The sequence below is a fragment of the Ruegeria denitrificans genome (genome assembly GCF_001458295.1).
Taxonomy (GTDB): domain Bacteria; phylum Pseudomonadota; class Alphaproteobacteria; order Rhodobacterales; family Rhodobacteraceae; genus Ruegeria; species Ruegeria denitrificans.
Genome location: NZ_CYUD01000003.1, coordinates 252,858 through 278,348 on the forward strand (window position 1 = coordinate 252,858; position 25,491 = coordinate 278,348).

The 25,491-nt window shown below is 58.2% G+C and carries 23 protein-coding genes; 9 read left to right on the forward strand and 14 right to left on the reverse strand.

What is annotated here, in order from left to right; translation table 11 throughout:
• Positions 1-2: 2 nt before the first annotated feature.
• Together RUE5091_RS06025 and RUE5091_RS06030 are read right to left on the reverse strand one after the other, a co-directional pair.
• Entirely contained in the window at positions 3-581 is a 579-nt protein-coding gene (locus tag RUE5091_RS06025; protein WP_058280978.1) for a DUF3306 domain-containing protein, read from the reverse strand.
• The gene (locus RUE5091_RS06030; RefSeq protein WP_082643568.1) at positions 578-1,132 is read right to left on the reverse strand and encodes a DUF3305 domain-containing protein; all 555 of its coding nucleotides are present in this window, start codon (positions 1,130-1,132) and stop codon (positions 578-580) included. The genes RUE5091_RS06025 and RUE5091_RS06030 overlap by 4 nt, the downstream gene beginning before the upstream one ends.
• Before the next feature lie 220 nt (positions 1,133-1,352).
• On the opposite strand from RUE5091_RS06030, the gene RUE5091_RS06035 reads away from it, so the two are divergent.
• Positions 1,353-3,305 (forward strand): 4Fe-4S binding protein, encoded by a 1,953-nt coding sequence (locus RUE5091_RS06035; protein ID WP_058280979.1) that lies wholly within the window; start codon positions 1,353-1,355, stop codon positions 3,303-3,305.
• On the opposite strand, the gene RUE5091_RS06040 is transcribed toward RUE5091_RS06035, so the two are convergent.
• On the reverse strand, positions 3,299-4,027 hold the full coding sequence (locus tag RUE5091_RS06040) for a c-type cytochrome (RefSeq protein ID WP_058280980.1): 729 nt from the start codon (positions 4,025-4,027) through the stop codon (positions 3,299-3,301). The genes RUE5091_RS06035 and RUE5091_RS06040 overlap by 7 nt on opposite strands.
• Positions 4,028-4,135: 108 nt before the next feature.
• Between RUE5091_RS06040 and RUE5091_RS06045 the strand changes: the two genes are divergently transcribed.
• Genes RUE5091_RS06045 through RUE5091_RS06055 form a run of 3 tightly spaced genes read left to right on the forward strand, consistent with a single transcriptional unit; the run spans position 4,136 to position 6,368 of the window.
• Entirely contained in the window at positions 4,136-5,197 is a 1,062-nt protein-coding gene (locus RUE5091_RS06045) for an Mrp/NBP35 family ATP-binding protein (protein ID WP_058280981.1), read from the forward strand.
• On the forward strand, positions 5,194-5,889 hold the full coding sequence (locus RUE5091_RS06050; protein WP_058280982.1) for a biotin/lipoate--protein ligase family protein: 696 nt from the start codon (positions 5,194-5,196) through the stop codon (positions 5,887-5,889). The genes RUE5091_RS06045 and RUE5091_RS06050 overlap by 4 nt, the downstream gene beginning before the upstream one ends.
• Positions 5,889-6,368 carry a DUF6505 family protein gene (locus RUE5091_RS06055; RefSeq protein WP_058280983.1) on the forward strand — a complete coding sequence of 160 codons (480 nt, stop codon included), beginning with the start codon at positions 5,889-5,891 and terminating at the stop codon, positions 6,366-6,368. Before RUE5091_RS06050 ends, RUE5091_RS06055 begins: the two co-directional genes overlap by 1 nt.
• Positions 6,369-6,371: 3 nt before the next feature.
• Here the strand turns inward: RUE5091_RS06055 and RUE5091_RS06060 are convergent, their stop codons facing one another.
• The 8 genes from RUE5091_RS06060 to acs all read right to left on the reverse strand — a co-directional run bounded on the left by RUE5091_RS06060 (position 6,372) and on the right by acs (position 15,787).
• Positions 6,372-6,872, reverse strand: coding sequence for a flavin reductase family protein (locus RUE5091_RS06060; RefSeq protein ID WP_058281119.1), 501 nt, complete (start codon positions 6,870-6,872; stop codon positions 6,372-6,374).
• A gap of 89 nt (positions 6,873-6,961) precedes the next feature.
• Positions 6,962-8,374, reverse strand: coding sequence for a 3'-5' exonuclease (locus RUE5091_RS06065; protein ID WP_058280984.1), 1,413 nt, complete (start codon positions 8,372-8,374; stop codon positions 6,962-6,964).
• 1 nt (position 8,375) lies between these two features.
• A complete protein-coding gene (locus RUE5091_RS06070; RefSeq protein WP_058280985.1) occupies positions 8,376-8,894 on the reverse strand; it encodes a hypothetical protein in 519 nt (172 codons plus the stop codon).
• A 45-nt stretch (positions 8,895-8,939) separates the two neighbouring features.
• Positions 8,940-10,763: a DUF294 nucleotidyltransferase-like domain-containing protein gene (locus tag RUE5091_RS06075; protein ID WP_058280986.1), complete on the reverse strand. Its 1,824-nt coding sequence runs from the start codon at positions 10,761-10,763 to the stop codon at positions 8,940-8,942.
• 109 nt (positions 10,764-10,872) lie between these two features.
• Complete coding sequence (locus tag RUE5091_RS06080; RefSeq protein WP_058280987.1) at positions 10,873-12,657, reverse strand: sodium:solute symporter family protein; 1,785 nt, start codon at positions 12,655-12,657, stop codon at positions 10,873-10,875.
• Between the two features lie 5 nt (positions 12,658-12,662).
• On the reverse strand, positions 12,663-12,947 hold the full coding sequence (locus tag RUE5091_RS06085; RefSeq protein WP_058281120.1) for a DUF4212 domain-containing protein: 285 nt from the start codon (positions 12,945-12,947) through the stop codon (positions 12,663-12,665).
• Between the two features lie 184 nt (positions 12,948-13,131).
• Entirely contained in the window at positions 13,132-13,815 is a 684-nt protein-coding gene (locus RUE5091_RS06090) for an adenylate kinase (RefSeq protein ID WP_058280988.1), read from the reverse strand.
• Between the two features lie 7 nt (positions 13,816-13,822).
• Complete coding sequence (gene acs, locus RUE5091_RS06095; RefSeq protein ID WP_058280989.1) at positions 13,823-15,787, reverse strand: acetate--CoA ligase; 1,965 nt, start codon at positions 15,785-15,787, stop codon at positions 13,823-13,825.
• 416 nt (positions 15,788-16,203) lie between these two features.
• Between acs and dctP the strand changes: the two genes are divergently transcribed.
• The 3 genes from dctP to RUE5091_RS06110 all read left to right on the forward strand — a co-directional run bounded on the left by dctP (position 16,204) and on the right by RUE5091_RS06110 (position 19,320).
• Complete coding sequence (gene dctP / locus RUE5091_RS06100; protein WP_058281121.1) at positions 16,204-17,220, forward strand: TRAP transporter substrate-binding protein DctP; 1,017 nt, start codon at positions 16,204-16,206, stop codon at positions 17,218-17,220.
• A gap of 63 nt (positions 17,221-17,283) precedes the next feature.
• Entirely contained in the window at positions 17,284-17,913 is a 630-nt protein-coding gene (locus RUE5091_RS06105; RefSeq protein WP_058280990.1) for a TRAP transporter small permease, read from the forward strand.
• A 3-nt stretch (positions 17,914-17,916) separates the two neighbouring features.
• Entirely contained in the window at positions 17,917-19,320 is a 1,404-nt protein-coding gene (locus tag RUE5091_RS06110; protein WP_058280991.1) for a TRAP transporter large permease, read from the forward strand.
• 52 nt (positions 19,321-19,372) lie between these two features.
• Here the strand turns inward: RUE5091_RS06110 and ocd are convergent, their stop codons facing one another.
• Genes ocd through rocF form a run of 3 tightly spaced genes read right to left on the reverse strand, consistent with a single transcriptional unit; the run spans position 19,373 to position 22,263 of the window.
• Positions 19,373-20,413, reverse strand: a complete 1,041-nt coding sequence (ocd, locus tag RUE5091_RS06115; protein WP_058280992.1) for an ornithine cyclodeaminase — start codon at positions 20,411-20,413, stop codon at positions 19,373-19,375.
• Positions 20,414-20,422: 9 nt separating this feature from the next.
• The gene (ctlX, locus tag RUE5091_RS06120; RefSeq protein ID WP_058280993.1) at positions 20,423-21,343 is read right to left on the reverse strand and encodes a citrulline utilization hydrolase CtlX; all 921 of its coding nucleotides are present in this window, start codon (positions 21,341-21,343) and stop codon (positions 20,423-20,425) included.
• Positions 21,343-22,263 carry an arginase gene (gene rocF, locus RUE5091_RS06125; RefSeq protein ID WP_058280994.1) on the reverse strand — a complete coding sequence of 307 codons (921 nt, stop codon included), beginning with the start codon at positions 22,261-22,263 and terminating at the stop codon, positions 21,343-21,345. The genes ctlX and rocF overlap by 1 nt, the downstream gene beginning before the upstream one ends.
• Before the next feature lie 86 nt (positions 22,264-22,349).
• Between rocF and RUE5091_RS06130 the strand changes: the two genes are divergently transcribed.
• Both RUE5091_RS06130 and mprF read left to right on the forward strand, forming a co-directional pair.
• A complete protein-coding gene (locus RUE5091_RS06130; protein ID WP_058280995.1) occupies positions 22,350-22,778 on the forward strand; it encodes an Lrp/AsnC family transcriptional regulator in 429 nt (142 codons plus the stop codon).
• Between the two features lie 102 nt (positions 22,779-22,880).
• Complete coding sequence (gene mprF, locus RUE5091_RS06135; protein ID WP_058280996.1) at positions 22,881-25,490, forward strand: bifunctional lysylphosphatidylglycerol flippase/synthetase MprF; 2,610 nt, start codon at positions 22,881-22,883, stop codon at positions 25,488-25,490.
• Position 25,491 lies beyond the last annotated feature (1 nt).

Below are 25,491 nucleotides of genomic sequence, written 5' to 3' on the forward strand. Positions count from 1 at the left end.
AGTCATCCTTCGAATTCAAACTTCATGCGGCGCGGAACAACCTGCGGCGCTGCCTCTTCTGTCGCGGCGATAGTTATAGGGTCAGCGGTCGGGGCAGTTTCAGGTTCCACCTCAGTTACTGGTACTGCATCCTCAGCCACCGGGGTTTCGTCTTCGATTTCGGGATCCATGTCTTCGGCCTGTGCAGCCAAAGCCTCGACGTGGCGCAACATACCTTTGCCGACCTGATAGGCGGTCTGGATATTCTCGATCACGCAAGCCGCGTCGGTATAATCCTCGCCGTAATCGACCAGCCCGTCGACATTGGCCAGAACCGGGTTCAGCCGCCATAGCTGCCGCAAGGCACGGCGGCGCAACCGATCGGGGACAGCTTTAGCCATAAAGCCCGAGACATCATCCCCGGCCTGCAACTGATCGGGGTCGGGTAGGTTGAACTGGGCCAAAATCTCGGCGTCGCTCTTTTCTTCTAGCTCAGCTTGTTGTGTGGCGATGACCTGTTCTTCGGTCGCGATAACCTCGGCCTCGGCTTCCGCCTGAACGGCGGCCTTGCGGCGGGACCAGAAATCGCGGGACTGTGTCATTGCACGAACCTCCGCGGCGCGCGGTAGACGTCCGAAGTCTGACGGATGCGCGCGTCCCCTTTGCCATCCTCGACAAGGTCCGTTCGTTTCTTATCGCGACGGCGTTTGACGAAGACCTCGTCGTGATGGTGTTCCAATGTGAAATCCCGAACCCAGGCAATCAGCCCCTCGGTCATCGGGATTTTTTCAACAATCTCTTCACCGGTATCTGCATAATCTTGCCCTTCGAACGGAGAAGCGGTGACCAGCACCGCATCCATTGGGCGCTTGCCATCAAGCGTATCGCGGAGAACAAGGTAAATCGAAGGTTGCCCGTCGGACAGGTTGACCATGTAGGCCTCAGTCTCATCGGTCCAAAGCCTCAGGGGCAAGGTGGCGGCGTGATATTCCACGGCTTCGCCCTCGCGGCGCAGTTCCTGCCAGTCAGCAGGCCCGGCACCGGGTAATACGGCAACGGCGCGCCAGTTCCATTTCGCCCAGCGAGTTACACCAGGTGTTTTGCGAACAACGACGCCGATTGGCATTTCAATCTGGCTTGCGGCCTTGGCCACTGGCTCCTCCCCGAAAGGCTCTCCCCTGCCTCTCATGACGTCCACTATGGTACACAAAACAACCATGTGCCAAGTCTGAAGTCATCGTAATTGATGTGATCACGCCTTGTTTATGAGATCGAGAGGTCCTGTCATCCCGTTCGCGCAAGAGATTGATGCGCAAGGCATTGCCACTTTTCCAAGACACCCTAAGCTGAAACCAAGATGGGGAGAGGAAACTATGGGCACAAAACTGATACTATGCGATTGCACGGGAACACAGAGTCTTGAGGCCGAGAAAATCGCATCCGCTTGTGGGATCGCCTGTTCCAAGGTGCATACAGCATTGTGTACGTCGGAGTTGGAGGCCGCTGCGTCTCTGCTGCAGGATGGCACCCCGGTGATCGCCTGCGCGCAGGAACAAGAGGTGTTCCGGGACCTCGCTGAAGAAATGAATGTCGACATGCCGGGTTTTGTGGATTTGCGCGACCGTGCAGGTTGGTCGGACCAAGGCGGCGATGCGACACCCAAGATGGCCGCATTGGCTGCTGAAGCGTTGCTGCCACAGCCGATCACGCCCAGCGTGGACGTTGTCAGCGAAGGCACCTGTTTTATTGTCGGTCCGGGTGAGGTGAGTTTTGATCTGGCAGCACGGCTGACGGATACGCTGGCGGTGACGGTGCTGGTAACGGATGACGCACAACCCGTGACGCGGGCTTTCGATGTGGTTCGGGGCCAGCTTCGGGCGCTGAAAGGCGCGTTGGGTGGCTTCACGCTGCAGTTGGACGCTTTGCAACAGTTAGAACCCGGCGGCCGTGGTGCGTTCACTTGGACCGAGGCCCGCGATGGGGCGCACTCGGCCTGCGATATCATTATCGACCTGACCGGGGGCACCCCGTTTGTGCAAGCCCCGGCCAAGCGCGAAGGATATCTGCGTGCCGATCCCAAGGATGCGCTTGCCGTGGAACGTCTGGCGTTTGAGGCTGCGCAGCTGGTCGGTACGTTCGAAAAGCCGCTTTATGTGCGGATCGAGGAGACACTTTGCGCCCATTCCCGTGCCGAACAGGTCGCTTGCACCAATTGTCTGGATATCTGTCCGACGGGGGCGATTGTATCGGCTGGAGAGCATGTCGCCATCGACCCCATGATTTGTGCCGGATGCGGAGAATGCGCGGCAGTGTGCCCATCGACCGCGATCACATACGAGGACCCTCCAGTTTCAGCCCTGTTGTCACGGATGCACATTTTGGCGCGTACTTATCGGCGGGCTGGGGGCACGTCACCGCGATTGATGGTTCACGACGCCCATGGGGCCGAGATGATCCGGCTGGCCGCCCGGTTCGGGCGCGGTCTGCCTGCGGATGTCATCCCGCTTGAATTGAGTGTGATCTCGGGGTTCGGCCATGCCGAGATGCTGGCCGCGTTGGCCCACGGATTCTCTCGTGTCGATATCCTGCTGGCCCCAACCACAGAGCGCGATGCACTGGACCGCGAATTGGCTCTAGCTCATGCGATTGCCGGACCGGACGGGATAGGCTTGATAGATGAGGCCGATCCCGATGCAATGGCGCATTTCTTGTATATGCAGGACGTTCCATCACCGCTGGCCGATCCGGTGCTGCCACTGGGTAATCGCAGACAAATCGCGCGGCTGTCGGCACAGGCATTGAATCCACAGGTCAAAGCGCCCTTGCCATTGCCCGAAAATGCCCCTTACGGGGCGGTGGCGGTGAATACCGATGCTTGTACGTTGTGTCTCAGTTGCGTATCGCTGTGTCCTTCTGGTGCGTTGGTCGATAACCCGGACAAGCCTCAGCTGAACTTTCAGCAGGATGCGTGCCTGCAATGCGGCTTGTGCAAAGGTATCTGTCCCGAAAAAGCGATTACCCTGGTGCCTCAATTGGATTTGAGCGACGCGGCCCTGTCGCAGCAGGTGCTGAACGAAGAAGAACCCTTTGCCTGCGTTGAATGCGGTGCCTTGTTTGGTGTGAAATCCACGGTTGAACGGATCATGGAAAAGCTGTCTGGAACACATCCGATGTTTGCCACCTCGGACAAGGCGCGGATGATCCAGATGTGCGACAATTGCCGGGTAAACGCGCAGTTCCAGCAACCGGACAATCCCTTCCAGTCCAAGCCAAGGCCCAAGGTTGTCACGACCGAGGACTATTTCTCAAAGAGAAAGGATCACTGAAACTGCAGCGGCGCGCCCAAGTCTGCCGCCTTGATGACCGAGACGAAGGCCAGGATGGCTTCCAACTCGTCAAGCGTCATCTCGACCGGGTGAATGGGCGAGGGGCGTTCGGGGTCGAACGGTGGTGTCAGCCCGTCGATCTGCGTAAAGGCGGGATGGGGGTTGAGGGCAAAGAAAGCCTCGAACCGTTCAGACCAGTCCGGCATCGACCGCAGGACCGCGAATGAAGGGGTGGAACCCAGACCGTTCATCCGGTTTTGCGGCCCGATCACATGGCATCGGCCGCAATGGGTCATTGATAGTTCCTCGCCGCGTACGGCGTCACCTTCGATCACGGTTTCTTGCTGCGTTGTCGCCACCTCGAAACTGGCAGAGAAAGGCGTCCCTTGATCGGGCACATAGCTTTCGACCGTGTTCTTGCCGATATCGGACAGCAGCCAGTCACGGAACCGTTCGTGCCGGGCGTTGTCTCCGATCCGCAGATGGTAAACCACACCGTCGCGCACAAAGACCGGATCGCCCGGTGGGGCGGTTTCCAGCACCAAAATGCCCCCGTCATCCGCAATAACGCGAATCCCGGTCTTGAGAGAGAAGCGAGGAAGAATATGTTGCAGCAGACCAGAGTCTGTTACTTCCGCCGGGGCGGCAAGGCCAAGGGTCTCCTGCGACCAAGAGGGGCTGGTACAGAGCGTCAGGCTCAGGCACAAAAGGACAAAGCGCATGGCCCAACCTAACGGTCCGGTCCTGAATGCGTCAAATGAACAGAATGAGACGGAGACACGTGCAATGAAACGCAACCTCATCTTGGGTCGATTTAAAGGGGTACAGGCATGAGTGTCCGTGACGCGGTTCTGGCAAACCTGAAAAAGATCACCGACCCTGTTTCCGGTCAGGATATCGTCAGTGCCGGAGTGGTGCGTGCGCTGAATGTCGAAGGCGACACGGTGCGTTTCGTGCTTGAGATCGACCCCAAGCAAGCCGAGCGTATGGAACCCGTACGCGCGGCCGCCGAGCAGGCCGCGAAGACGGCTGATGGCGTGGCCAATGTGTCAGCCCTGTTGACCGCGCATTCGGAAAAGGCTCCGCCGGATCTGAAACCCAAGCCAAAACCGTCGCAGACCGGTCCGCAGGCCGTACCCGGCGTTGACCGGATCATTGCCATTGCCTCGGGCAAGGGCGGTGTGGGGAAATCCACCGTATCGGCCAACCTCGCCTGTGCTTTGGCTGCTGAAGGTCGCCGTGTTGGCCTTTTGGACGCTGACGTTTATGGCCCGTCGCAGCCCCGGATGCTGGGTGTCTCGGGCCGTCCGGCCAGCCCTGATGGCAAAACGATCCTGCCGCTGCGCAATCACGGCGTCACCATGATGTCGATGGGGTTAATGACCAACGAAGGTCAGGCGGTTGTCTGGCGTGGTCCAATGCTGATGGGCGCGCTGCAACAGATGATGAGCCAGGTTCAGTGGGGCGCTTTGGACGTGCTGATCGTGGACTTGCCGCCAGGCACCGGTGACGTGCAACTGACGTTGAGCCAGAAGTTCAAGGTGGACGGTGCCATTGTTGTATCTACCCCGCAGGACGTGGCCCTGATTGATGCCCGCAAAGGGATCGACATGTTCAACCAGCTCAAGACACCTATCGTTGGCATGATCGAAAACATGTCGACTCATATCTGTTCCAATTGCGGGCACGAAGAACACGTTTTTGGCCATGGCGGCGTGGCGTCCGAGGCCGAGGCGCTGGGCGTTTCATTGCTGGGGGAAATCCCGCTGCATCTGGATATCCGGGTCGCTGCGGACGGGGGGGCGCCCATCGTGGTCAGCAAACCCGACAGCCCGCAGGCCGAGGCATTCCGCAAGCTCGCCCGCGACATGATTGCCAAGGGTCACGCATGACCCAACCGGTCTTTCCGCCTTTGCTGACGGGCCATACGGTGCAGGGTGGCGATGACCCGTTTGATCGCGCCCAAGCTATGGCCGCGTTAGGATGCGATGCAGGAACGGTGGTTTACAACATCCAAGCCGACCGCCTGCGTGTTGCCATCGTCTTTGCGCCCGAGGTGCCTTTGCAGGATGCCATGGCGATGCTGCCCCTGTGTGCCGTTGGGTTCCAGAACGCGCTGGGCGCGCTGGCCCCACCCGAGGTCGCGGTTCACCTGGGTTGGGACGGGCTGATTTGCGTGAACGGGGCGAAATGTGGAATGTTCCGCACTGCTGCCTCAAGCCGCGACCCGGAACCGGAACCCGACTGGCTGGTGGTCAGTTGGGAGCTGGCGCTGCTGCAAACCGTGGATGATCCGGGAAAAACGCCGGATGTTACCGCGCTGTACGACGAAGGCTGCGCCGATGTCTCGGCTGTGCAACTGGTTGAAAGCTGGTCGCGGCACATGCTGACTTGGCTCAATCGCTGGCAAGAGGACGGCAACGCCCCGTTGCATGGCGAATGGTTGGGGCTGCTGCGCGGCGTCGGTGAGCCCTACGGAGAAGCGGGTGTGTTTCTGGGCACGGATGAGCGGTTCGGGATGCTGATCCGTAACGGCTCAGAGACCCAATTGCGCCCGCTAACCGAACTGTTGGAGAACCCTTGATGAAACTGGCCCGTGCGATCCATTTTGATGAAAGCGATATGAACGTGTTTCATTCACCGGCCCGGACTGGTGAGTGGTGTATCTCGGGCGGGTTTGAGTTTTCGAACTGGGGTGAGGCCGATCTGGAAGGCAAGGCGCGGCAGGCGTTTTCAAACGGATGGTTGGGTGTCGAAACCTATGGGCGCGTTACATTTGTCGCCGTGACGCAGGTCGAGCAGGCTGAGTTGGACCAGATCACGCAAGCTCTGGCCGAACATTTTGTGCAATTCTACGGCGCTCCGTCAGTTGAGGCCGCCATGGGCGTTGCGCAGGTCGAAATCGCCCATATGAGTGATCTTTGCGAAGAACATGCGCCGAATACTCTGCTGACGGTCGCGCGCGAATTGTCCGAGACGGGCGTACACGAGGCGTTTCGCATCATCACACCACAGGAAACACAGCTTGAGGCGCTAGCTGTTCACGGTTCACTTGATGAATAAGGGTTACAGCAAGTCTGCAAACCCGCCGAACTGACCGCGTTTGAAGATCAGGCCCTGACCGGTGCGGTACATCACCTGTTCGACCTCGCCAATTAGTATCAGATGATCCCCCGCCTCGTGCTTGGCATGCAGTTGGCAATCAAACCGGGCGAGACAATCGTTCAGTTGCGGGCGGCCTTTGTGATCCGTGCCCCATTCCGCGTGCGAGAAATCCAGCCCGTCACGCGCAAACCGCAGCGCCTGGTCCTGCTGTTCCTGCGCCATCACGTGAATGGAATAGTGTTGGCAGGCGTTGAAGGAATTGAACCGGTACGAATCCTTGGCCAAGCACCACAGCACCAGCGGCGGGTCCAGCGAGACCGATGAGAACGAATTGACCGTAATCGCACGTGGCCCTTTTTCGGTGTTCGTAGTGACAACGGTGACGCCCGTACCGAAACACCCCAGCGCCTCGCGAAAAGCGGTGCTTTGGTCTGGGGTGGGGGCGAAGGATTTCTTAGTCATTGTCCGCTCGTGCAGTGGCCGCGCATCAGGTGACACGCTCTGCCGGAATTGTCCATGAAAAGCTGAATCTTGACCGAATAATTTGACGTTCAGTTCAGATCTTCTAACAGGCGGCCATGCTGGCGGGTCGCCTCTATAACGGCACCAAAGGTTGTCATGCCGCGGGCATGCAGCATCGGCAGCATCTTGACCAACGCCTGCGCAGTGACAACCGCATCGCCAAGGGCAGTGTGGCGCAAGTCCTGAGGGATGGTGATCTCTAACCGGTCGCACAGCGCATCGAGCGTGTGCTTGTCACTGGCTCCGAACAGGACGGCGGACAACAGAACGGTGTCGAGGATGGGATGATCCCAGTCGACGGCCATGCGTTTGGCGTGACGTCGCAGAAAGGCCATGTCGAAGGGCGCGTTATGGGCGACGATCACCGCATCCCTAGCGAATTGGTGAAGCGTGCGCCCCGCCGACGCAATATCCGGCGCGCCCTGAACCATGTGGTCGCTGATCTTGTGCACCTTGGTCGAGGCCGATGGGATCGGTATGCCCGGATCGACCAGAATATCTAGCCGCTCGCCCTGAATGATGCGGCCATTCACGACCCGCACCGCGCCGATCTGAACGATTTCGTCCTTGTGCGGCAGCAGGCCGGTGGTTTCAGTGTCAAATACCACAAAACACAGGTCCCGTAAGGCGAGGGATTCGAACGCGCCCGTGACCGCGCTGTTCATCAGGTCAAAGTCGTAAACCAGCGGGCGCGCAGCCTCAGGCGCGATATTGGCAGCGCTATCGTCAAAGATCAGCAGGTAACCGGGCGCGTCGCCCAGTGGCTTCATCCGGGCAGTATAGGTTTGCGTGCCGTCGATGCTGGTCAGGGTGCAATCAACTTCGAGTCCGGATTTCGACAGTTTTTCATAGGCGGCTTGCAGCGGCATGGATTGCAGGTATTCGAAAAGCGAAGCATTCAGACGGGGATGGGCGATCTGCGCCAGCACTCCGGCGGCCTGCCCGTCATATAGCACGATCTTGTGGGTGGGGCTCGCCAAAACCATCGCCACCGGAATCTCGGTCAGTAGGGCCGTGAGCCTTTGCTTTTCAGCGGCCAGATGGGCGGTCTCTGCTGCCACTGCTTGAGCTACATTCATGGTCTTGCCTGACAGTTGTTCCGCCAACCCAGCAGCCGCCGGGGCCAGATCGCCCAGATAACGCGCGGCCTGCATGTCCATATCCGTGCTGACCCCCGCATGTGCCCGGGCGCGCAGTTGCGCCGACAGGCGTTCAATTGGCTTGGCGACATTGTCGTCAAACAACAGCCAGACAGCGATGATCAGCGCAATGAAACCAAAGCCCATAAGGATTTCAGCCAGAATGAAAGCGCTTGCCAAGGCGGGATCAGCGACCCGCAGATAGCTTACCCATAATGCTACAGAGCTGACGGCCAGTGCGCCCACTGCCATCAGACAGAAGAACAGAAAGATACGTACGCGCAGGCTTAGCCGGGTCAGCATGTTACACTCCGCAAGTGGCCTCGACGATTGGATCATCGACGGTGACAGTTAGCCAGTCAGCGTTCAGCAGCTGACCGTCGTCACCGAACTCGGCGCCGTCGGCAAGGCTGGCGCGGCTGTTGGTGGCACAGTCGACCGCCACCGGCAATTTCGAGATCGGCGCCCAGCGGCCAAAGAAGTAAAGGTCCACTAGGCGCTGTTCGGGAACTTGTTCGTTGGTACGAACCGATGCGGTGTCGATTGCAGCAAAGCGATTGACGAAAGGAACTGCGTAAGTCCACGGGCGATAGAAGGCCCGACTTTCGACCTCTTGCACGATCTTCATCTCATCAGGCAACGTCTCAGTGGTTCGGTCGTACCAGGAATATTCGCTGACGATGGTCATGGTGATCATGCCCAACCCTGCCGCAACCGGAGCCGCCCAGCGGGGCAGTCGGCCACCTGTCAGTTTGTTCACCACCATCACCACACCCGCAAAGGCGATACCTGCAAAGATTGTGCCGATCAGTTCCAGAAACATGTACTTCTCCAGGTTTCAGGCGTTTGCGCCCGGTTTTGGGTTTGCCTAGCTCAGCATACCTTTGCCATGACCCACCGCCGACTGCAGTGTTTTTATAACAACAAAAGCGTCGCGCAGATGACTTCGCTCAAAATCCGACAGAGTTGATGGTGGAAGATAGTTGTCAGGTTTTTTGCCGGATTTGACTAGCCTCACCTGATGCTCCAGCCGCGTTTCCGCGATCAGGTCATAAGCGTCCAAAATATCCCGCGCGCCCGAGGGGCTGAGCACCTCGGCGGCTTCGGCCGCCTTTAGGCGAGCACGTGTGTTGGCCTCGGGCAACTGACCCTGCAGGCTGTAGACGCGGGCCAGATCAACCACTGGCACAACGCCGTTGTGCTTCAGGTCCAGAGTGTTGCGATGCTCGCCCGAGCGGATGGTGGCAATGCCCCGCAAAAGGCCTAGCGGGGGCGTGTGCTTTAACGAGTTGGAAATCATATGTGCCACGAAGATCGAATTTGCCTCTGCCGCAGCCAGCGTGTCGGCCTGCAGGTCCTCGAACAAGTCAAACGCGCCACCGATTGGGCGTAGGTCGAACATGACCGAGGCCAGCATCTGCGCCTCGGGGTTCGGTTTGGCAATCCAGCCGTTGAAATAATCCCGCCACACTCGCACCGGCTGACACCAGCGCGGATTGGTCGCCATCATGTCGCCCGGACAAAAGAAGTATCCGCAGGTATCCAGACCGTCCGAGACATATTTCGCCAGCTCAGTGAAATACGCCATGTCGTCGCCAGACACACTGTCATCCAGCATCAGGCAATTGTCTTGGTCCGACACGCCAGTCTGTTCCTGCCGCCCTTGCGACCCGCAGGCCAGCCACAGATAGGGCACGGGCGGCGGCCCCAGTTTCTTTTCAGCCAGCGTCAACAGACGGCGCGTCGCTGTATCGGCGATGTCGGTTATCAGGCGAGTAACGATTTCATGCCGGTTACCACCGGCTACAAGTTGCACCAGCAGTTGCGGGATTTCCGCCGTGATCAACGCCATTTCTGCCGCAGAGTGGGCATGAGCAATCCGCCGAACCAGCTCGGCAGAGTTTACGGCCTGATAATGGGTCAGGTCGGTTTGAGTGACGATACCGACCAACTTGCCGCCTTCGCAGATCGGGATATGACCGATACCGCGCTCCATCATTACGTGCAGCACGTCCGAGCCGATGTCCGAAGGTGAAAGCGTGATTGGATCAGGCGTCATGATCGCCGAAACTGGCGTGGCCGCAGGCATGTTTTCCGCTACGTATTTTCCAGATATATCGCGCAGTGTCGCAATGCCCAGCAGCCTGTCGCCTTCGGTCACGCAAAGCGATGAGATGTGACGATCACGCATTATCTGCGCAGCCTCGCGAACTGGCAGCGCAGAGGGGCAGGTGGCCGGGATGTGGGCCATCAAAACGTCAATCGCGCTGGTGGCCAGACTTTGCGGACCGGTCCGCTCACCCCGCGTGCGGTTGAAGAAATTGGCGACGACATCATGCCCGTCGATCAACCCGCGCACCACATTCGGGGGCAGAACCATCAGTACGGATGGTGTATGTGCGTGCGCATGGGTCGCGGCTTTGCCATCTTTCAGCAGGCCGCGTTCGCCAAAGGAATTTCGCAGTCCCAGATGCGAAACGACAGCGCCGTTCTCATCTGTGATTTCAACCTGTCCTTCGTAGATCACAAAGATGCCGGGCAGTGTGTTGCCCAGCTCGTACACAGGCAACCCTTCGTCGACCTCCAATACCTCGATTTGTTTGGCCAACTCGTCAAGTGTGTCAAGCGGCAGCGCGTCATAAGGGTGTACGGATTTCAGAAACCGGGTGATCTGGTCATGGGACAGGGGCATCAGTCAGTCCTGAGTTTCTGGTTGAAAAATCCCGCCCGGTGTTATGCCGGGCGGGAACAGTGGGTCGAAAAACGCGGCACATGGAAGTTAACCATATACCGCATCATGCTCATTTATTCTGAGCTGCGCCTGCGCCACGGGGGATACGCACGCTTTCGACCAGTTCCACGATCTCCGGCGGAGTCTCTTTGGTCATGCCAGCAACAACATAGGCCACGCCGAAGTTGATCATCGCACCGATTGCACCGAACGACGTCGATTTAATCGGACCAAGCAACGGATCAGCATCGGTGAACGAGTTGGTGCCCGGAATGAACAGCCAGCCCTTATGCAGGAAGATGTAGACCAGTGTTACGGTCAGACCAGCCAGCATGCCAGCAACCGCGCCGGTGTTGTTGATGCGGGTCGAGAAGATCCCCATCATCAGCGCCGGGAAGATCGAGGCTGCCGCCAGACCAAAGGCCAAGGCCACAGTTTGCGCTGCAAAGCCCGGTGGGTTCAGGCCCAAATAGGTTGCAACAACGATGGCTACAGCCATTGCAATCCGTGCCGCCAACAGTTCACCCTTTTCAGAGATCTGCGGGTTAATCGCACCTTTCACAAGGTCGTGGGACACAGCAGACGAGATCGCCAGCAACAGGCCCGCAGCGGTCGACAGAGCAGCCGCAAGACCACCGGCAGCGACCAGACCGATGACCCAACCCGGCAGGTTGGCGATCTCGGGGTTGGCCAGAACCAGGATGTCACGGTTGAACTTGGTCAACTCGTTACCAACCCAGCCTTTTTCCTCGGCCAGTGCCTGCATGTCAGCGTTTTGATCGTTGTAGTACTGGATCTTGCCGTCGCCGTTCTTGTCTTCCCAATCCAGCAGACCGGTTTTCTGCCACGTTTGCATCCAGTCGTAACGCGGATCATTGTCGATATCTTCGACTGAAACAGCACCGCCATTGATGCCGCCATTGGGCCACATCATGTCCGTGATGTTCAGACGAGCCATTGCGCCAACCGCAGGGGCGGTCAGGTACAGCAGCGCGATGAACACCAGCGCCCAGCCAGCCGACCAACGTGCGTCAGACACTTTCGGCACGGTGAAGAAGCGCATGATCACGTGCGGCAAACCGGCGGTACCGATCATCAGCGACAGCGTGAACAGCACCATGTTCAACGTATCCGAGTGGTGGGCAGTGTAGTCGTTAAAGCCCAGCTCGGTCACGATTGCGTCCAGCTTGGTCAGCAGGGGCTCGCCACTGGCGGTGTCACCAAACAGGCCCAAGGCCGGAACAGGGGTGCCGGTCAGCTGCAGCGAGATAAAGATGGCTGGGATCGTATAGGCGGTGATCAGCACGCAGTACTGAGCGACCTGTGTATAGGTCACGCCCTTCATCCCACCAAACACCGCGTAGGCGAACACAACGCCTGCACCAATCAAAAGCCCGGTGGTGTTTGACACTTCGAGGAAGCGGCCAAAGGCAACGCCGACACCGGTCATCTGACCGATCACGTAGGTCACTGACGCTACGATCAAGCAGATCACCGCGACGATACGTGCCGTTTGGCTGTAAAAGCGATCACCGATGAACTCCGACACAGTGTATTTGCCGAACTTACGAAGATAAGGCGCAAGCAGCAGCGCCAGCAGCACGTAGCCACCGGTCCAACCCATCAGGAAGGTCGAATTGTCATAGCCGGTAAAGGCGATCAGGCCCGCCATCGAGATGAACGAGGCCGCAGACATCCAGTCTGCCGCTGTTGCCATGCCGTTGGTGACAGGGTGAATGCCGCGACCGGCGGCGTAGAATTCCGATGTGGAACCTGCACGGGCCCAGATCGCGATGCCGATGTACAGCGCAAATGACGCGCCGACAAAGAGCAGGTTGATGGTAAACTGGTCCATTCCGCTTACTCCTCATCCACGCCGTATTCGGCGTCCAGCTTGTTCATGCGCCAGGCGTAGTTGAAGATCAGCACCAAAAAGACCAGGATTGATCCCTGCTGAGCGAACCAAAAGCCCAGATCGGTGCCGCCAACGGCGATACCAGACAGCAATGGACGCAGCAGGATGCCAAATCCAAAGGACACCAGCGCCCAGATCACGAGGCTGATGTAGATGAGACGCAGATTGGCCTGCCAATAGCCCTTGTCGGCTTCGGCAACCTGCGCGGAGTTTGTTGATTGATCCGCCATTGCGGGTTCCTCCTTGCTTCCTCCTAGGGCGGCCCGTTGTCCAAATCCTCCAGCGCGCGGGACCGCTTTTCGATATGCCGAATACCCGCATGGCATCAGGCAAGACTTCTCTGGTCCGCCAGGGCGGGTCCTTTGAAGCTTTCTTTTAGGAATTCGGCCCTTGTTGAGGGCGGGTCGTATTCCCTTAGTTCATCGCGTCGCGGACGATCCCTTCGAGATTGCCTGCGATGTCTTCGATATTGCCCATGGCATTCAGGCCTTTCAGAACGCCATGGCCTTGGTAATAGCTGATCAGCGGCGCGGTCTGCGCGTGGTACGCAACCAGTCGCGAGGCGACGGTCTCCGCATTGTCATCCGCGCGGCGCTTGAATTCGGTGTGACCGCATTTGTCGCATTTGCCCTCGACCGCAGGCTGTTTGAACGTGTCGTGGAACCCTTCGCCGCAACCGGCGCAGGTGTAGCGGCCCGAGATACGGATCACCATTTCCGCGTCCTCAACCTCGAGGCTGATCGCGGCGTTGATCTTTTGATCCGCCGAATCCAGCAGGTTGTCTAATGCCTGCGCCTGAACCGTGGTACGAGGGAAGCCATCCAGGATGACGCCCTTGGCGCAGTCCGGCTGGGCCATACGGTCGCGCAGGATGGCGATGACGATCTCGTCGCTGACCAGATCGCCAGCTTCCATCACGGCCTTGGCCGCTTGGCCCGCCTGGGTCCCGGCGGCTACGGCGTCGCGCAACAAGTCACCGGTGCTGAGTTGCACTAGCCCGAACTTGTCTTCGAGCATCCGCGCCTGTGTGCCCTTCCCGGCGCCCGGAGGGCCGAGAAGGATCAGAACAGCGGGAGTTGTGGTCGTGGCAGCGTCCATTACATCCTCACTTGCTTGCGCGGTTTTCGATCAGGTCTTCGACCACCGACGGATCGGCCAGAGTCGAAGTGTCACCCAACGAGCCAAAGTCGTTCTCGGCGATCTTGCGCAGGATACGGCGCATGATCTTGCCTGAACGGGTCTTGGGCAGGCCGGGCGCCCACTGGATCACATCCGGGGATGCAATAGGGCCAATCTCGGTCCGGACCCAGCTGCGCAGTTCTTTCAGCAGATCATCCGAAGGCTCACGATCATTCATCAAAGTGACGTAGCAATAGATACCTTGTCCTTTGATATCATGGGGATACCCGACCACAGCGGCCTCGGCCACAGCGGCGTGGGCAACCAGTGCGCTTTCCACCTCGGCCGTTCCCATCCGGTGGCCTGAGACGTTGATCACATCGTCAACGCGGCCGGTGATCCAGTAATCACCATCTTCGTCGCGGCGGCATCCATCACCGGTGAAGTAGTACCCTTTGTAATCCGAGAAATAGGTCTTTTCGAACCGTTCATGATCGCCCCAAACGGTGCGCATCTGCCCGGGCCAGCTGTCCTTGATGCACAGAACGCCCTCGACGCCGTTGCCTTCGATCTCGACACCCGATTGCGGGTCCAGAACCACCGGTTCGATCCCAAAGAACGGCTTCATCGCCGAGCCGGGTTTCATCGCATGCGCGCCGGGCAGAGGGGTCATCAGGTGACCGCCGGTCTCGGTCTGCCACCAGGTGTCAACGATGGGGCAGCGGCCACCGCCGACAACCTCGTTGTACCAGTTCCAGGCTTCGGGGTTGATCGGCTCGCCCACGGTGCCCAGCACCTTGAGGTCGCTCAGATCGCACTTTTCGACAAACTCTTTGCCCTGACCCATCAGAGCCCGGATCGCTGTCGGAGCGGTGTAGAACTGGTTGACTTTATGCTTTTCGCAGACCTGCCAGAAACGGCTGGCATCCGGATAGGTCGGCACGCCCTCGAACATCAGAGTTGTCGCGCCATTGGCCAGCGGACCATAGACGATATAGCTGTGACCCGTGACCCAACCCACATCCGCGGTGCACCAGTACACGTCACCATCATGATAGTCGAAGCTGATCTGGTGGGTCATTGACGCGTAAACCAGATATCCGCCCGTGGTATGCACCACGCCTTTGGGCTGACCGGTTGAGCCGGAGGTATAGAGAATGAACAGCGGATCTTCGGCATTCATCTCGGCCGGTGCGCAATAGTCATCCGCCTCAAGCGCCATTTCGTTATAGTCATAGTCGCGCCCAACGATCCATGTGGTCTGACCACCGGTACGCTTGACGACAAGGCATTTCACCGTGTCCTTGCAGTGCAGCAACGCCGCATCGGCGTTGGATTTCAGCGGTGTTTTGCGGCCACCGCGGGGCGCTTCGTCTGCGGTGATCACTACCTTGGCGTCACAGCCGTTGACTCGAGCCGCCAGCGCGTCGGGCGAGAAGCCTGCGAACACGATGGAATGGATCGCCCCAATACGGGCACAGGCCAGCATGGCATAGGCGGCCTCGGGGATCATTGGCATATAGATGACAACGCGATCCCCCTTACGCACACCCATGGATTCCAGAATATTGGCCATTCTGCAGGTCCGGCGGTGCAGCTCGGCATAGGATATGTGTTGAGCTTCGTCGTTTGGATCATCCGGTTCCCAGATGATCGCGGTCTGGTCGCCGCGTGTTTTCAGATGGCGATCCAAGCAATTGGCAGACACATTTAATGTACCGTCAGCATACCATTTGATACCGACAGAACCGAAATCATAGCTGACATCTTTCACCTGAGTGTAGGGCTTAATCCAATCGACTCGTTTGCCCTGATCATCCCAGAACGCAATGGGGTCTTCGATCGACGCCTTATACATCTGGGTATATGCGTCGGCATCAATATGGGCGCGGGCAACGGTTTCTGCGGATGGCGGATATACTTTGGCATCTGCCTGGGCAGCGGTTGTCATTCTGAGGCTCCTCCCTCTGGACTTCATTTCACTGGGCCGAATCTTGCCCGCGGAACGGGCGATGTCGACCCGTTTCCTCCCCATGGGGAATAATAAGCGGAACTGAAAACAATGAAATAAATTACCGATTTCTTTGGATTTGTTTGTAAAGAAATTTGATCAACTAAGGGGTAATTGTAAAAGAAAACAACAATGACTAAAAAAATTAATAAAAAACAATCTTGTAGATGTCACAGAATTTACCGCTGTCTAACCAGCCACCGCCTGCATTTTTCTGCAATTCAGAATCACCTTTGGGTTGTTAGCGCTGTCTGTGGCTCTCTGGTGGGCTTGTCCGGGGTTGGCACAATCCGATGTTGGCGCTAGCTTTGACCGCAAGCGCTTGGACAAGAAGCGCAACAAAGGGAGAAATCATGATGAAAAAGATGTTGAGCGGCGCGGCCGTCGCCGCCTTGGGTGTTGCATTCGTTTCAGAGGCTGCGGCAACCGAATGGAGTGCCTCGGTTTGGGGCAAGCGGCGCGCCTTTACTGAACATGTTGAAAAACTGGCTGAACTGGTTAGCGAAAAGACAGGTGGCGAGTTCACTATCAATGTCAGTTATGGTGGCCTGTCGAAGCCAAAGGAAAACCTGGACGGGATTGAGATCGGCGCTTTTGAGATGGCCCAGTTCTGCGCCGGATACCACCGCGACAAGAACCGCGCGATCACCGTGCTTGAGCTGCCGTTCCTGGGTGTGAACAATCTGGACGAAGAAGTGGCCGTAAGCCACGCGGTCTACGATCACCCGGCCGTCAAGGATGAGATGGCACAATGGAACGCGCGAATCATCATGACGTCGCCTATGCCGCAGTACAATCTGGTTGGTACTGGTGACCCACGCGACGAATTGGCTGATTTCGACGGTATGCGCGTGCGCGCGACTGGTGGATTAGGGCAGGCCTTTGAAGCTGTCGGCGGTGTGCCGACCTCGGTCCCGGCTACCGAAGCGTTCAACGCAATGGAATCGGGTGTGGTCGATACGGTCGCCTTTGCCCAGCACGCTCACCTGTCCTTTGGCACCATCAATGAGGCCGACTGGTGGACCGCGAACCTGAACCCGGGCACCGTCAACTGCCCGGTGGTGGTGAATATCGAAGCCTATGAAGCGCTGCCTGCCGAACACAAAGAGGCGCTGAACAGTTCGATTGACGAGGCGATTGACCATTACCTTGCGAACTATGGCGGCCTGCTGGAACAGTGGGATAGCGTTCTGTCCGAGAAGGGCGTCGAAAAGGTCGAGATAGACGATACCGTTCTTGAAGAGTTCCGCGCTAAGGCAGCCGATCCGATCCGCGAACAGTGGATTGCCGACATGTCGGCCCAGGGTCTTCCTGCGCAGGACCTGTATGATCTGGTCCAGGCAACACTTCAACAACAGCGCGGCGGCAACTGATCGCCCGATCCGGGTGCCTGACCGGGCGCCCGGACACTAATCATAATACAGGGGACCACCGGAATGGCAGGACAGGCCACGGTGCTTGAAGACGGCAGCCGTCTCAGTCGGCTGGACCGCCATCTTTTGAGGTTAGAGCAGTTTCTGGCATTGATCAGCGGGCTGGCCGTTTTTGGCTTGATGGTGCTGGCTGTAGTTTCGGTCAGTGGCCGTAACGCGATAAACGCACCGTTGCCCGGCTATGTGGACTGGATTGAACAGGCCATGCCGCTGATTGCCTTCCTTGGTATTTCATATGTTCAGCGCGATGGTGGACATATCCGCATGGATATCATGATCGCGCGCCTACACGGGCGGGCGCTGTGGCTGTTCGAGCTTGTTTCAGTGGTTCTGATCCTAGTGCTGATGCTGGCACTGGTCTGGGGTAGCTGGTCTCATTTCGACCGCTCGTTCGATTTTGGCGCACCGCTATGGAGCCGCGACAGTTCCATTGACATCGGCATCCCGCTTTGGCCTGCCAAGCTGCTGGCACCGGTGGCGTTTTCGGTTCTGTGCGCACGGCTGGTGTTGCAGGTCTGGGGATATGGGCGTGCTTTTGTGCTGGGGCTCGAACACCCTGTGGCCGTGCCGTTAATCCAGGATGCAGCAGCGCAGGCCGCTGCTGAGGCCGAGCAATTCGAAGGGCAGGACTAGCGCATGGACACGATAGATATTGGTCTGTGGGTGACAGGTGGCCTGCTGGTTTTGGTCGTCACGGGCATGCGGGTCGCCTTCGCTGCGGGACTTGCCGGGTTGGTCGGGCTGGTCTGGATTTTCTGGGCCAAGTTCGGATACGACCCCGACCGGTTTGGCAAAGCCCTGACGGTGGCCGTCAAAACGGCCGGGCAGGTGCCGCATTCCAAAGTGGCTGCCCATACGCTCAGCCTGATCCCGACCTTTATCCTGATCGGATATCTCGCCTATTACGCGGGTCTGACCAAGGCCTTGTTCGAGGCAGCTAAACGCTGGGTGGCGTGGGTGCCGGGTGGCTTGGCGGTCTCGACCGTGTTCGCCACGGCCGGGTTCGCCGCCGTTTCGGGCGCGTCGGTGGCCACTTCCGCCGTATTCGCCCGCATCGCCATCCCCGAGATGCTGAAGGTTGGCTATAACAAACAATTCGCCGCCGGCGTCGTCGCTGCCGGGGGCACGCTGGCCTCACTGATCCCGCCGTCGGCCATTCTTGTGATCTATGCCATCATCGTTGAACAGGACGTGGGCAAACTGCTACTGGCCGGGTTCATCCCGGGTGCATTTTCGGCGGTCATCTATGGCCTGCTGATTGTGGGCATCGCGGTGGTTTTCAAAACCGTTGGACCTCCGGTCACCGGCTTTACGTGGAAACAGCGTTTTGCCTCGTTGCCCGGTGCTTTCCCGATTGTGGCCGTGATCCTGATCATCATCTGCTTTGTCTACAATCCGTTCGGGGAAAAAGCCTGGGGTACACCGACCGAAGGTGGTGCAATCGGGGCTTTCATCGTCTTCTGCTTCGCCCTGTTTCACGGCATGCGCTGGACTGAGCTGAAATCCGCGCTGCTTGAAACCGCCAAACTGACCGCGATGATCTTCACGATTATCTGGGGCGTACTGATTTACGTACGGTTCCTTGGTTTTGCTGACTTGCCGGGCGCATTTTCGGACTGGATCACCTCGCTTGAGATGTCACCGATGCTGATCCTGATTTGCATCCTGCTGGCCTATGCGGTCCTGGGCATGTTCATGGACGCCATCGGGATGCTGCTGCTGACGCTTCCAGTTGTGTATCCGGCCGTCATGGCACTGAATGGAGGCGAAACCGTCAGCGCCGCAGAAAGCGCCTTTGGCATGTCGGGTCCGATGTGCGCGATCTGGTTCGGAATTCTCGTCGTGAAAATGGCTGAATTCTGCCTGATCACACCGCCCATCGGTCTGAATTGTTTCGTGGTCGCGGGTGTGCGCCCGGACCTGAGCGTTCAAGACGTGTTCAAAGGTGTGACCCCGTTCTTCATTGCTGACGGCGTTACAATCGCTCTGCTTGTGGCGTTCCCAAGTATAGTGCTCTACCTGCCGTCTTTGGCCGGATAGAAAAAGCCCCCGGTTTTGAGCCGGGGGCGAGGTAATGCCATTTGCGGGTTCTTTAGCTTGCCCGCATCAGCATCCCAAACAGGTCCCGCGGATCGTCAGGATCGGCCAACATGTCCAAGGGTTCAAAGAAATCAGTGCCCTCAATTGCGGATTTGATATAGCGCAGGGCCGAGAAATCCTCGATCGCGAAGCCTACGCTGTCGAACAGGGTGATTTGACGATCATCGCTGCGACCTTTGGCTTGACCGGTCATAACCTGCCAGATCTCGGTCACTGGGTGGGTGTCGTCCAATGCCTGAATCTCACCTTCGATCCGGGTTTGCTCGGGGTATTCCACGAAGATTTCCGAGCGCAGCAGGATATCACGATGCAATTCGGTCTTTCCGGGGCAATCCCCGCCGATTGCATTGATGTGTACACCGGGGCCGACCATGTTGTCGGTCAGAATCGTGGCGTATTTCTTGTCCGCCGTGCAGGTGGTGATGATATGCGCGCCTTCGATAGCCTCTTCGGCGGTTTTGCAGGGCACCACTGTCAAACCTTTGCCTTGAAGGTTCGCGGCACATTTCTTGGTGGCATTCGGATCGGTGTCGTACAAACGAACCGTATCAATCCCGCACATGGCCTTGAAAGCCAGACATTGGAATTCCGACTGAGCACCGTTGCCGATCATGGCCATGACCGATGAAGACTTCGGCGCAAGGTAGCTGCCCACAAGGGCCGAGGTCGCTGCTGTGCGCAGCGCGGTCAGCATCGTCATCTCGGTTAGCAGGGTGGGGTAGCCAGTGTAGACGTCAGCTAATAGGCCGAAAGCGGTCACGGTCTGTAACCCTTCGGAGGTGTTCTTGGGGTGGCCGTTGACGTATTTGAACCCGTAGGCCTCTCCGTCCGATGTGGGCATCAACTCGATCACGCCATGCGGGGAATGGGCCGGGATGCGCGGGGTTTTGTCAAAGCTCTCCCACCGTTTGAAATCAGCTTCAATCTGGGCTGCGATCTGGGTGATCATCTTCTCAAGACCGACGTGATGCACAAGACGCATCATGTTGTCGACGGATACAAAGGGAACAAGCGCCTTTTCAGATGGTTGCATTTGGGGCTCCTATCGACGGGACAGGTGGATGCCTGCAATCATACAGCGCACGGATCCACCGGCAGTTTCAATTGTGGGAACCGAAAGCGGCAGCGGTGTCGCGCTGGCTTCGATTATCGCGATTTGGTCCGCAGTCAGAGCGGCAAGCGCCCGGCTTGACAGCGCCAAAACCAGACCATCTCGACCGCTGAGTTCGATGGCGTTGCCTGCAAATTCTGCGATCTGTTCGTGGGTCAGGTCGATGACCGTGCGACCGGATTCTTCCAACCGGGCTTTTACGGTCGCGCGTCGTTCCGGATCGGTGATCATGTCCAGACAGATCAGCGCGTACTCGCCGCCGATGCCCATCAGAACATTGGTGTGATAGACATCGCGCCCTTCGGCATCATGTGCTTCGAACACGATAGGCTCATAGTTGAAATGAGTGCAGAAACGCTCCAACAAAACGGGATCGGCGCGGTTGGACTTGACCGTGTAAGCGACGCGGCCAACGTGGTCTAGAACCATTGCTCCGGTGCCTTCCAGCGCCAGCTTGTCCTGCTCAAGCCCGGAATAGTCGATCACGTCCTGAACACGGTATTCCTGTTTCAGCATCTCAATGACGTCCGCGCGTCGTTCACGCCTGCGGGATGGAACGAACATCGGATAGATTGCCACATGTCCGCCGGGATGAGTTGAGAACCAGTTGTTCGGGAACACACTGTCGGGCGTATTGAGGTCCCCGTGGTCGTCAAAGACGTGAACTTTTACACCCGCATCGCGCAGCAACGCGACCGCTTGGTCATGTTCGACGCGCGCTTGGGTAGACGTAGCTGCTGCCGAACGGTTGGCCAAAGTCTGGAACGCATTATCGTCGCGTGTTTCAGGGTTCGAGGCAAACGCGTGGGGCCGGATCATCACGACGGCGGGTGGGGCTTGCAGTGAGTGCATCAGAAGCTCCGGGTGGGGCGATCAAAGATGCGGCGGCCCAGCAAAGAAGCTGCCAGATCGACCATCAGTTTCGCGGTACGGCCGCGTTCGTCCAGAAATGGGTTCAGCTCGACCAGATCCAGCGAACAGACAAGGCCGCTTTCGTGCAGCAACTCCATCACCAGATGCGCTTCGCGTTCGGTCGCGCCACCGGGGACGGTGGTGCCGACGGCAGGGGCGATCGAGGGATCAAGAAAGTCGACATCCAGCGAGACATGCAGGATGCCATTCGCCGCCCGTACCCGTTCAAGGAAAGCAATCAGAGGGGCTTTGATCCCGTGTTCGTCAATGCTGCGCATATCGGCAAGCATGGCGTGATCCTTTTCCAGTCGGGCGCGTTCGGCAGGATCGACCGAGCGCAGGCCGATCATGCCCACGCGGTCAGTGGGAACCGGGGCGGCCACGTGTGGAAAGACGTCAAAACCGGTCTGGCCGGTGAAGTAAGCGACCGGGGTGCCATGCAGGTTGCCGCTGCCGGTGCTGTCCGGGGTGTGAAAGTCGCTATGAGCATCCAGCCAGAGGACGAACAGTGGGCGTCCGATCTGCTGTGCATGGGCGGCCATCCCCGCAACCGTTCCCATCGACAGGGCGTGGTCGCCGCCCATGAAGATCGGCAACCCATTGGGCGCGGTGTTCTGCGCCGTGCGGCTTAGCGCTTTGGTCCAGCCGATGACTTGCGGAAGGGCGAATAGGTGTAGGTCTTCGGGCACATCCGTATCGTCCGGTTGGATATCGCCGATATCCGATACCTGATGTCCCAGATTGGCCAAAGCCTGATCCAAGCCGGCCACCCGATAGGCGTCTGGTCCCATGCGGCACCCCTGACGGCGCTTGCCAGCGTCCATTGGGACACCGACCAGTATAACGTGTTTGTTGTCCATATGTTTGTTTAAGTCGGCAGGGTGGCTTGCGAAAAGAGGACAAAATGTTCAAAATGAAACTTCAATAAACGAAATGAGAAATAACTATGGACGATTTGGATAGTCGGCTGCTCAATGCGCTGCACCGGGATGCGCGAGCCTCGCTGTCCGAGCTGGCCGAGACGCTGGGCGTCACCCGCACGACTGTGCGCAGCCGCCTGCAGCGCCTGAAGCAATCCGGTGAGATTGTGGGCTTTACCGTCCTCACCCGGTTGGACGTGGCTGAAAGCCCGGTGCGGGGCCTGATGATGCTTGAGATCGAAGGTCGCGGGACCGAGCGGACGATGGCCAGGATCGCGGCCCTGCGTCAGGTGCGTGCCGTGCATACTACAAACGGCAGTTGGGATCTGATTGCCGAGATCGGCACCGAAACTCTGGCCGAACTGGATGAGGTCCTGTTTCAGATCCGTCGGATGGAGGGGATAACGCGGTCCGAGACCAATCTGCTGCTGTCCACGCGCAAGGGGCGTGTCTGATCCCTTGTAGTGCTTTGACGTTCAAGGAAATTGTGCCAAGGTTGCCCCACGTTGCCGATCCGCGCGCGAGAACGTTGCTGTGCCTCAGAGCAGGGGGGAACCATGACCACGCAGGAGACTGACAAAGAACTTTGGGCCGTACGATTGGCCGAGCGGGTCACCGGGTTCCTTGAAAAGCCCGCAGTCAGAATTGCAGTTCCGATACTGGTCACGCTTATTGCGTTAGTCGTGCTCCACGAATTGTCGCAACACGTGAAATGGGCCGATGTTCAGGTGGATGTGGCGAACACGTCCTGGAAACTGCTGTTCATTGCCCTGTGCTGGACCTGTTTTAGCTTTCTCTCTTTGTCCATGTACGACGTGCTTGCCGTGCAAAGCGTAGCGGATGGCGAGGTCCCTCTGACCGTAGCGGGCATGGCCGGGGCCAGTGGCTATGCCGTGTCGAACTGCCTTGGTTTTTCCTACATCACCGGGACGGCGATCCGGTATCGCATCTATGCCTCGCTTGGGCTAGACCTGAGTCGGGTTGCCGGGGTCATTGCAACCTCGTGGATCGCGTTCTGGTCGGGTCTGGTGCTGTTGCTTGGCATTCTGCTTACCCTGCATCCGGACGGGATTTCAAATGTGCTGCCGATCAGCGACACCACTGAGACCATTATCGGACTGTGCCTGCTTGCCGCCCTGGTGGCCCTGTTCCTCTGGCTTGCGCGGGGCGGGCGCAAACTGGCCTATGGCGGTTTTGGCTTCAATCTACCTGGCGGAAAACTGGCAGGCTTGCTGACATTGGCGGCGATCGGAGATCTGTGTGGCGCTTCGATGGTGTTGTATACTCTGATGCCCGATGACCTTGGGGTTGGTTACCCTTATTTTTTCACGATCTTTATCGGGGCAATTGCCGTTGGTATTGTCAGCCATGCACCGGGTGGCATCGGCGCGTTTGAGGCGACGTTGATTGCAGGTCTGGGTGCCTCTGGCCGATCCGATGTTATCGCTGCCTTGCTTCTGTATCGGCTGGTCTACACATTTCTGCCCTTTGTTATTGCCAGCGTGTCGATTGCGGTGGCCTCGGCACTGACGCATCGCCACCATATCGGTGGTGCGGCCACGTGGGTCTATCGCGCGATCCGACCGATTGTGCCTATGGTGGCCGCAGGCGTGACCGCGGTTGCAGGGATTATACTGTTGGTCTCTGGGGCCTTGCCGTCCAGCAGTCGGAGTTTGGGCGCTCTGAGGGATTTTCTACCTTTGTCATTTGTCGAAGCGTCGCATTTAGCAGGAAGTGCCGTGGGCGTTTTGCTGATCCTGGTCTCACGCGGACTGTTCCGTAAACTCCACCGTGCCTGGATCGTTGCGATGTTACTGATGGTGGCGGGATTCTTTGCCTCGCTGACCAAGGGGCTGGATACGCATGAAGCGATTGGAATGTTGGCGTCTATCGCTGTACTGGCTACGTTCCAGGGTGCGTTCTACCGCGTCAGTGGGGCTTCAATTTTCCGGCTGAACATCCCATGGCTGGTCAGCGTCGTGGCCCTGTTGGCTGTCATTTTCTGGATCGGGCTGTTTGCCTATTCGCATGTCGAATACCAGAATGCCCTGTGGTGGGAATTCGCGTGGAACGGCGATGCCTCACGGTTCTTACGCTCCAGCCTTGTGGTGGCTGTCATTCTTGGTGTGGTGGCCGTGAACTCTCTGTTCGGGCGGGAGATACCCGAACCGGTACGTACGGAAATCCCATCTGCCGTTGAACGTCTGGCGCTGGAAAGCGAAGACACCGAGGCACAGATATCTTTGACCGGTGACAAGCAGTTCCTGATTGCGCCAGATGAAACCGCGTTTCTGGCCTATGCCGACACCGGCAATGCACTTATCACCAAGGGTGAGCCGGTTGGAGATGAAAAAGCTGGCCAGCAACTGATCTGGCAACTACGCGAAATGGCCGACCGCGAGGGCAAGCTTTGCGCGTTCTATAGCGTTTCGACCAAATACCTACCGACCTTTCTGGACTTGGGTCTATCCATCCTAAAAATCGGTGAGGTCGCGCGGGTGCCTCTGAAAGACTTTTCGCTGGATGGCAAATCCCGAAAACGGTTCCGGCAGGCCAAGAACCGGGCTGAGCGTGAAGGGTATGTTTTCGAAATCATTCCGAAGGAAGAACTGACCCCGGTCCTGCCGGAGCTACGCAAAATTTCGGATGATTGGCTCCAACAAAAAGCAGGTGAGGAAAAGGGATTTGCCCTTGGCGGGTTCGACGATGACTACCTGTCCTATTTCGACTTTGCCGTGCTGCGAAATGGGGACACCGGCAAGATCGTGGCCTTTGCCAATCTGTTCCAGGGTGGCCATAAATCAGAGCTGTCGCTGGACTTGATGCGGTACGAGCCCGACGGTTCGAACTTCATTATGGATGCCCTGTTTGCCGAGATGATGTCATGGGGGGCAGAGCAGGGATTTCACTGGTTCTCGCTGGGAGCGGCGCCGTTTTCGGGGATCGAGAACCGGCAGCTGGCCTCGTTCTGGAACCGTGTCGGTGGGTTCGTATATGAGCATGGCGAACAGTTTTATCACTTCGAAGGGCTGCGGTCCTTCAAGCAGAAGTTCGACCCGGAATGGAGCCCGAATTATCTGGCCAGCCCGGGCGGTTTTGCAGCGCCGCGCATCCTTTATGAAGTGAATATCCTGATTTCCGGCGGGCTGCGCGGATTAACCAAATAGC

Excerpts from the sequence above, each read along its gene's own strand:
- RUE5091_RS06075 (WP_058280986.1), bottom strand. The coding sequence starts at position 10,763 with ATGCCCCTGTCCCATGACCAGATCACCCGGTTTCTGAAATCCGTACAC.
- ctlX (WP_058280993.1), bottom strand. The coding sequence starts at position 21,343 with ATGCACTCACTGCAAGCCCCACCCGCCGTCGTGATGATCCGGCCCCAC.
- RUE5091_RS06130 (WP_058280995.1), top strand. The coding sequence starts at position 22,350 with ATGGACGATTTGGATAGTCGGCTGCTCAATGCGCTGCACCGGGATGCG.
- RUE5091_RS06080 (WP_058280987.1), bottom strand. The coding sequence starts at position 12,657 with ATGGACCAGTTTACCATCAACCTGCTCTTTGTCGGCGCGTCATTTGCG.
- RUE5091_RS06065 (WP_058280984.1), bottom strand. The coding sequence starts at position 8,374 with ATGCTGACCCGGCTAAGCCTGCGCGTACGTATCTTTCTGTTCTTCTGT.
- acs (WP_058280989.1), bottom strand. The coding sequence starts at position 15,787 with ATGACAACCGCTGCCCAGGCAGATGCCAAAGTATATCCGCCATCCGCA.
- RUE5091_RS06060 (WP_058281119.1), bottom strand. The coding sequence starts at position 6,872 with ATGACTAAGAAATCCTTCGCCCCCACCCCAGACCAAAGCACCGCTTTT.
- RUE5091_RS06035 (WP_058280979.1), top strand. The coding sequence starts at position 1,353 with ATGGGCACAAAACTGATACTATGCGATTGCACGGGAACACAGAGTCTT.
- RUE5091_RS06025 (WP_058280978.1), bottom strand. The coding sequence starts at position 581 with ATGACACAGTCCCGCGATTTCTGGTCCCGCCGCAAGGCCGCCGTTCAG.
- RUE5091_RS06040 (WP_058280980.1), bottom strand. The coding sequence starts at position 4,027 with ATGCGCTTTGTCCTTTTGTGCCTGAGCCTGACGCTCTGTACCAGCCCC.
- RUE5091_RS06090 (WP_058280988.1), bottom strand. The coding sequence starts at position 13,815 with ATGGACGCTGCCACGACCACAACTCCCGCTGTTCTGATCCTTCTCGGC.
- RUE5091_RS06055 (WP_058280983.1), top strand. The coding sequence starts at position 5,889 with ATGAAACTGGCCCGTGCGATCCATTTTGATGAAAGCGATATGAACGTG.
- mprF (WP_058280996.1), top strand. The coding sequence starts at position 22,881 with ATGACCACGCAGGAGACTGACAAAGAACTTTGGGCCGTACGATTGGCC.
- RUE5091_RS06070 (WP_058280985.1), bottom strand. The coding sequence starts at position 8,894 with ATGTTTCTGGAACTGATCGGCACAATCTTTGCAGGTATCGCCTTTGCG.
- rocF (WP_058280994.1), bottom strand. The coding sequence starts at position 22,263 with ATGGACAACAAACACGTTATACTGGTCGGTGTCCCAATGGACGCTGGC.
- RUE5091_RS06050 (WP_058280982.1), top strand. The coding sequence starts at position 5,194 with ATGACCCAACCGGTCTTTCCGCCTTTGCTGACGGGCCATACGGTGCAG.
- dctP (WP_058281121.1), top strand. The coding sequence starts at position 16,204 with ATGAAAAAGATGTTGAGCGGCGCGGCCGTCGCCGCCTTGGGTGTTGCA.
- ocd (WP_058280992.1), bottom strand. The coding sequence starts at position 20,413 with ATGCAACCATCTGAAAAGGCGCTTGTTCCCTTTGTATCCGTCGACAAC.
- RUE5091_RS06110 (WP_058280991.1), top strand. The coding sequence starts at position 17,917 with ATGGACACGATAGATATTGGTCTGTGGGTGACAGGTGGCCTGCTGGTT.
- RUE5091_RS06045 (WP_058280981.1), top strand. The coding sequence starts at position 4,136 with ATGAGTGTCCGTGACGCGGTTCTGGCAAACCTGAAAAAGATCACCGAC.
- RUE5091_RS06105 (WP_058280990.1), top strand. The coding sequence starts at position 17,284 with ATGGCAGGACAGGCCACGGTGCTTGAAGACGGCAGCCGTCTCAGTCGG.
- RUE5091_RS06085 (WP_058281120.1), bottom strand. The coding sequence starts at position 12,947 with ATGGCGGATCAATCAACAAACTCCGCGCAGGTTGCCGAAGCCGACAAG.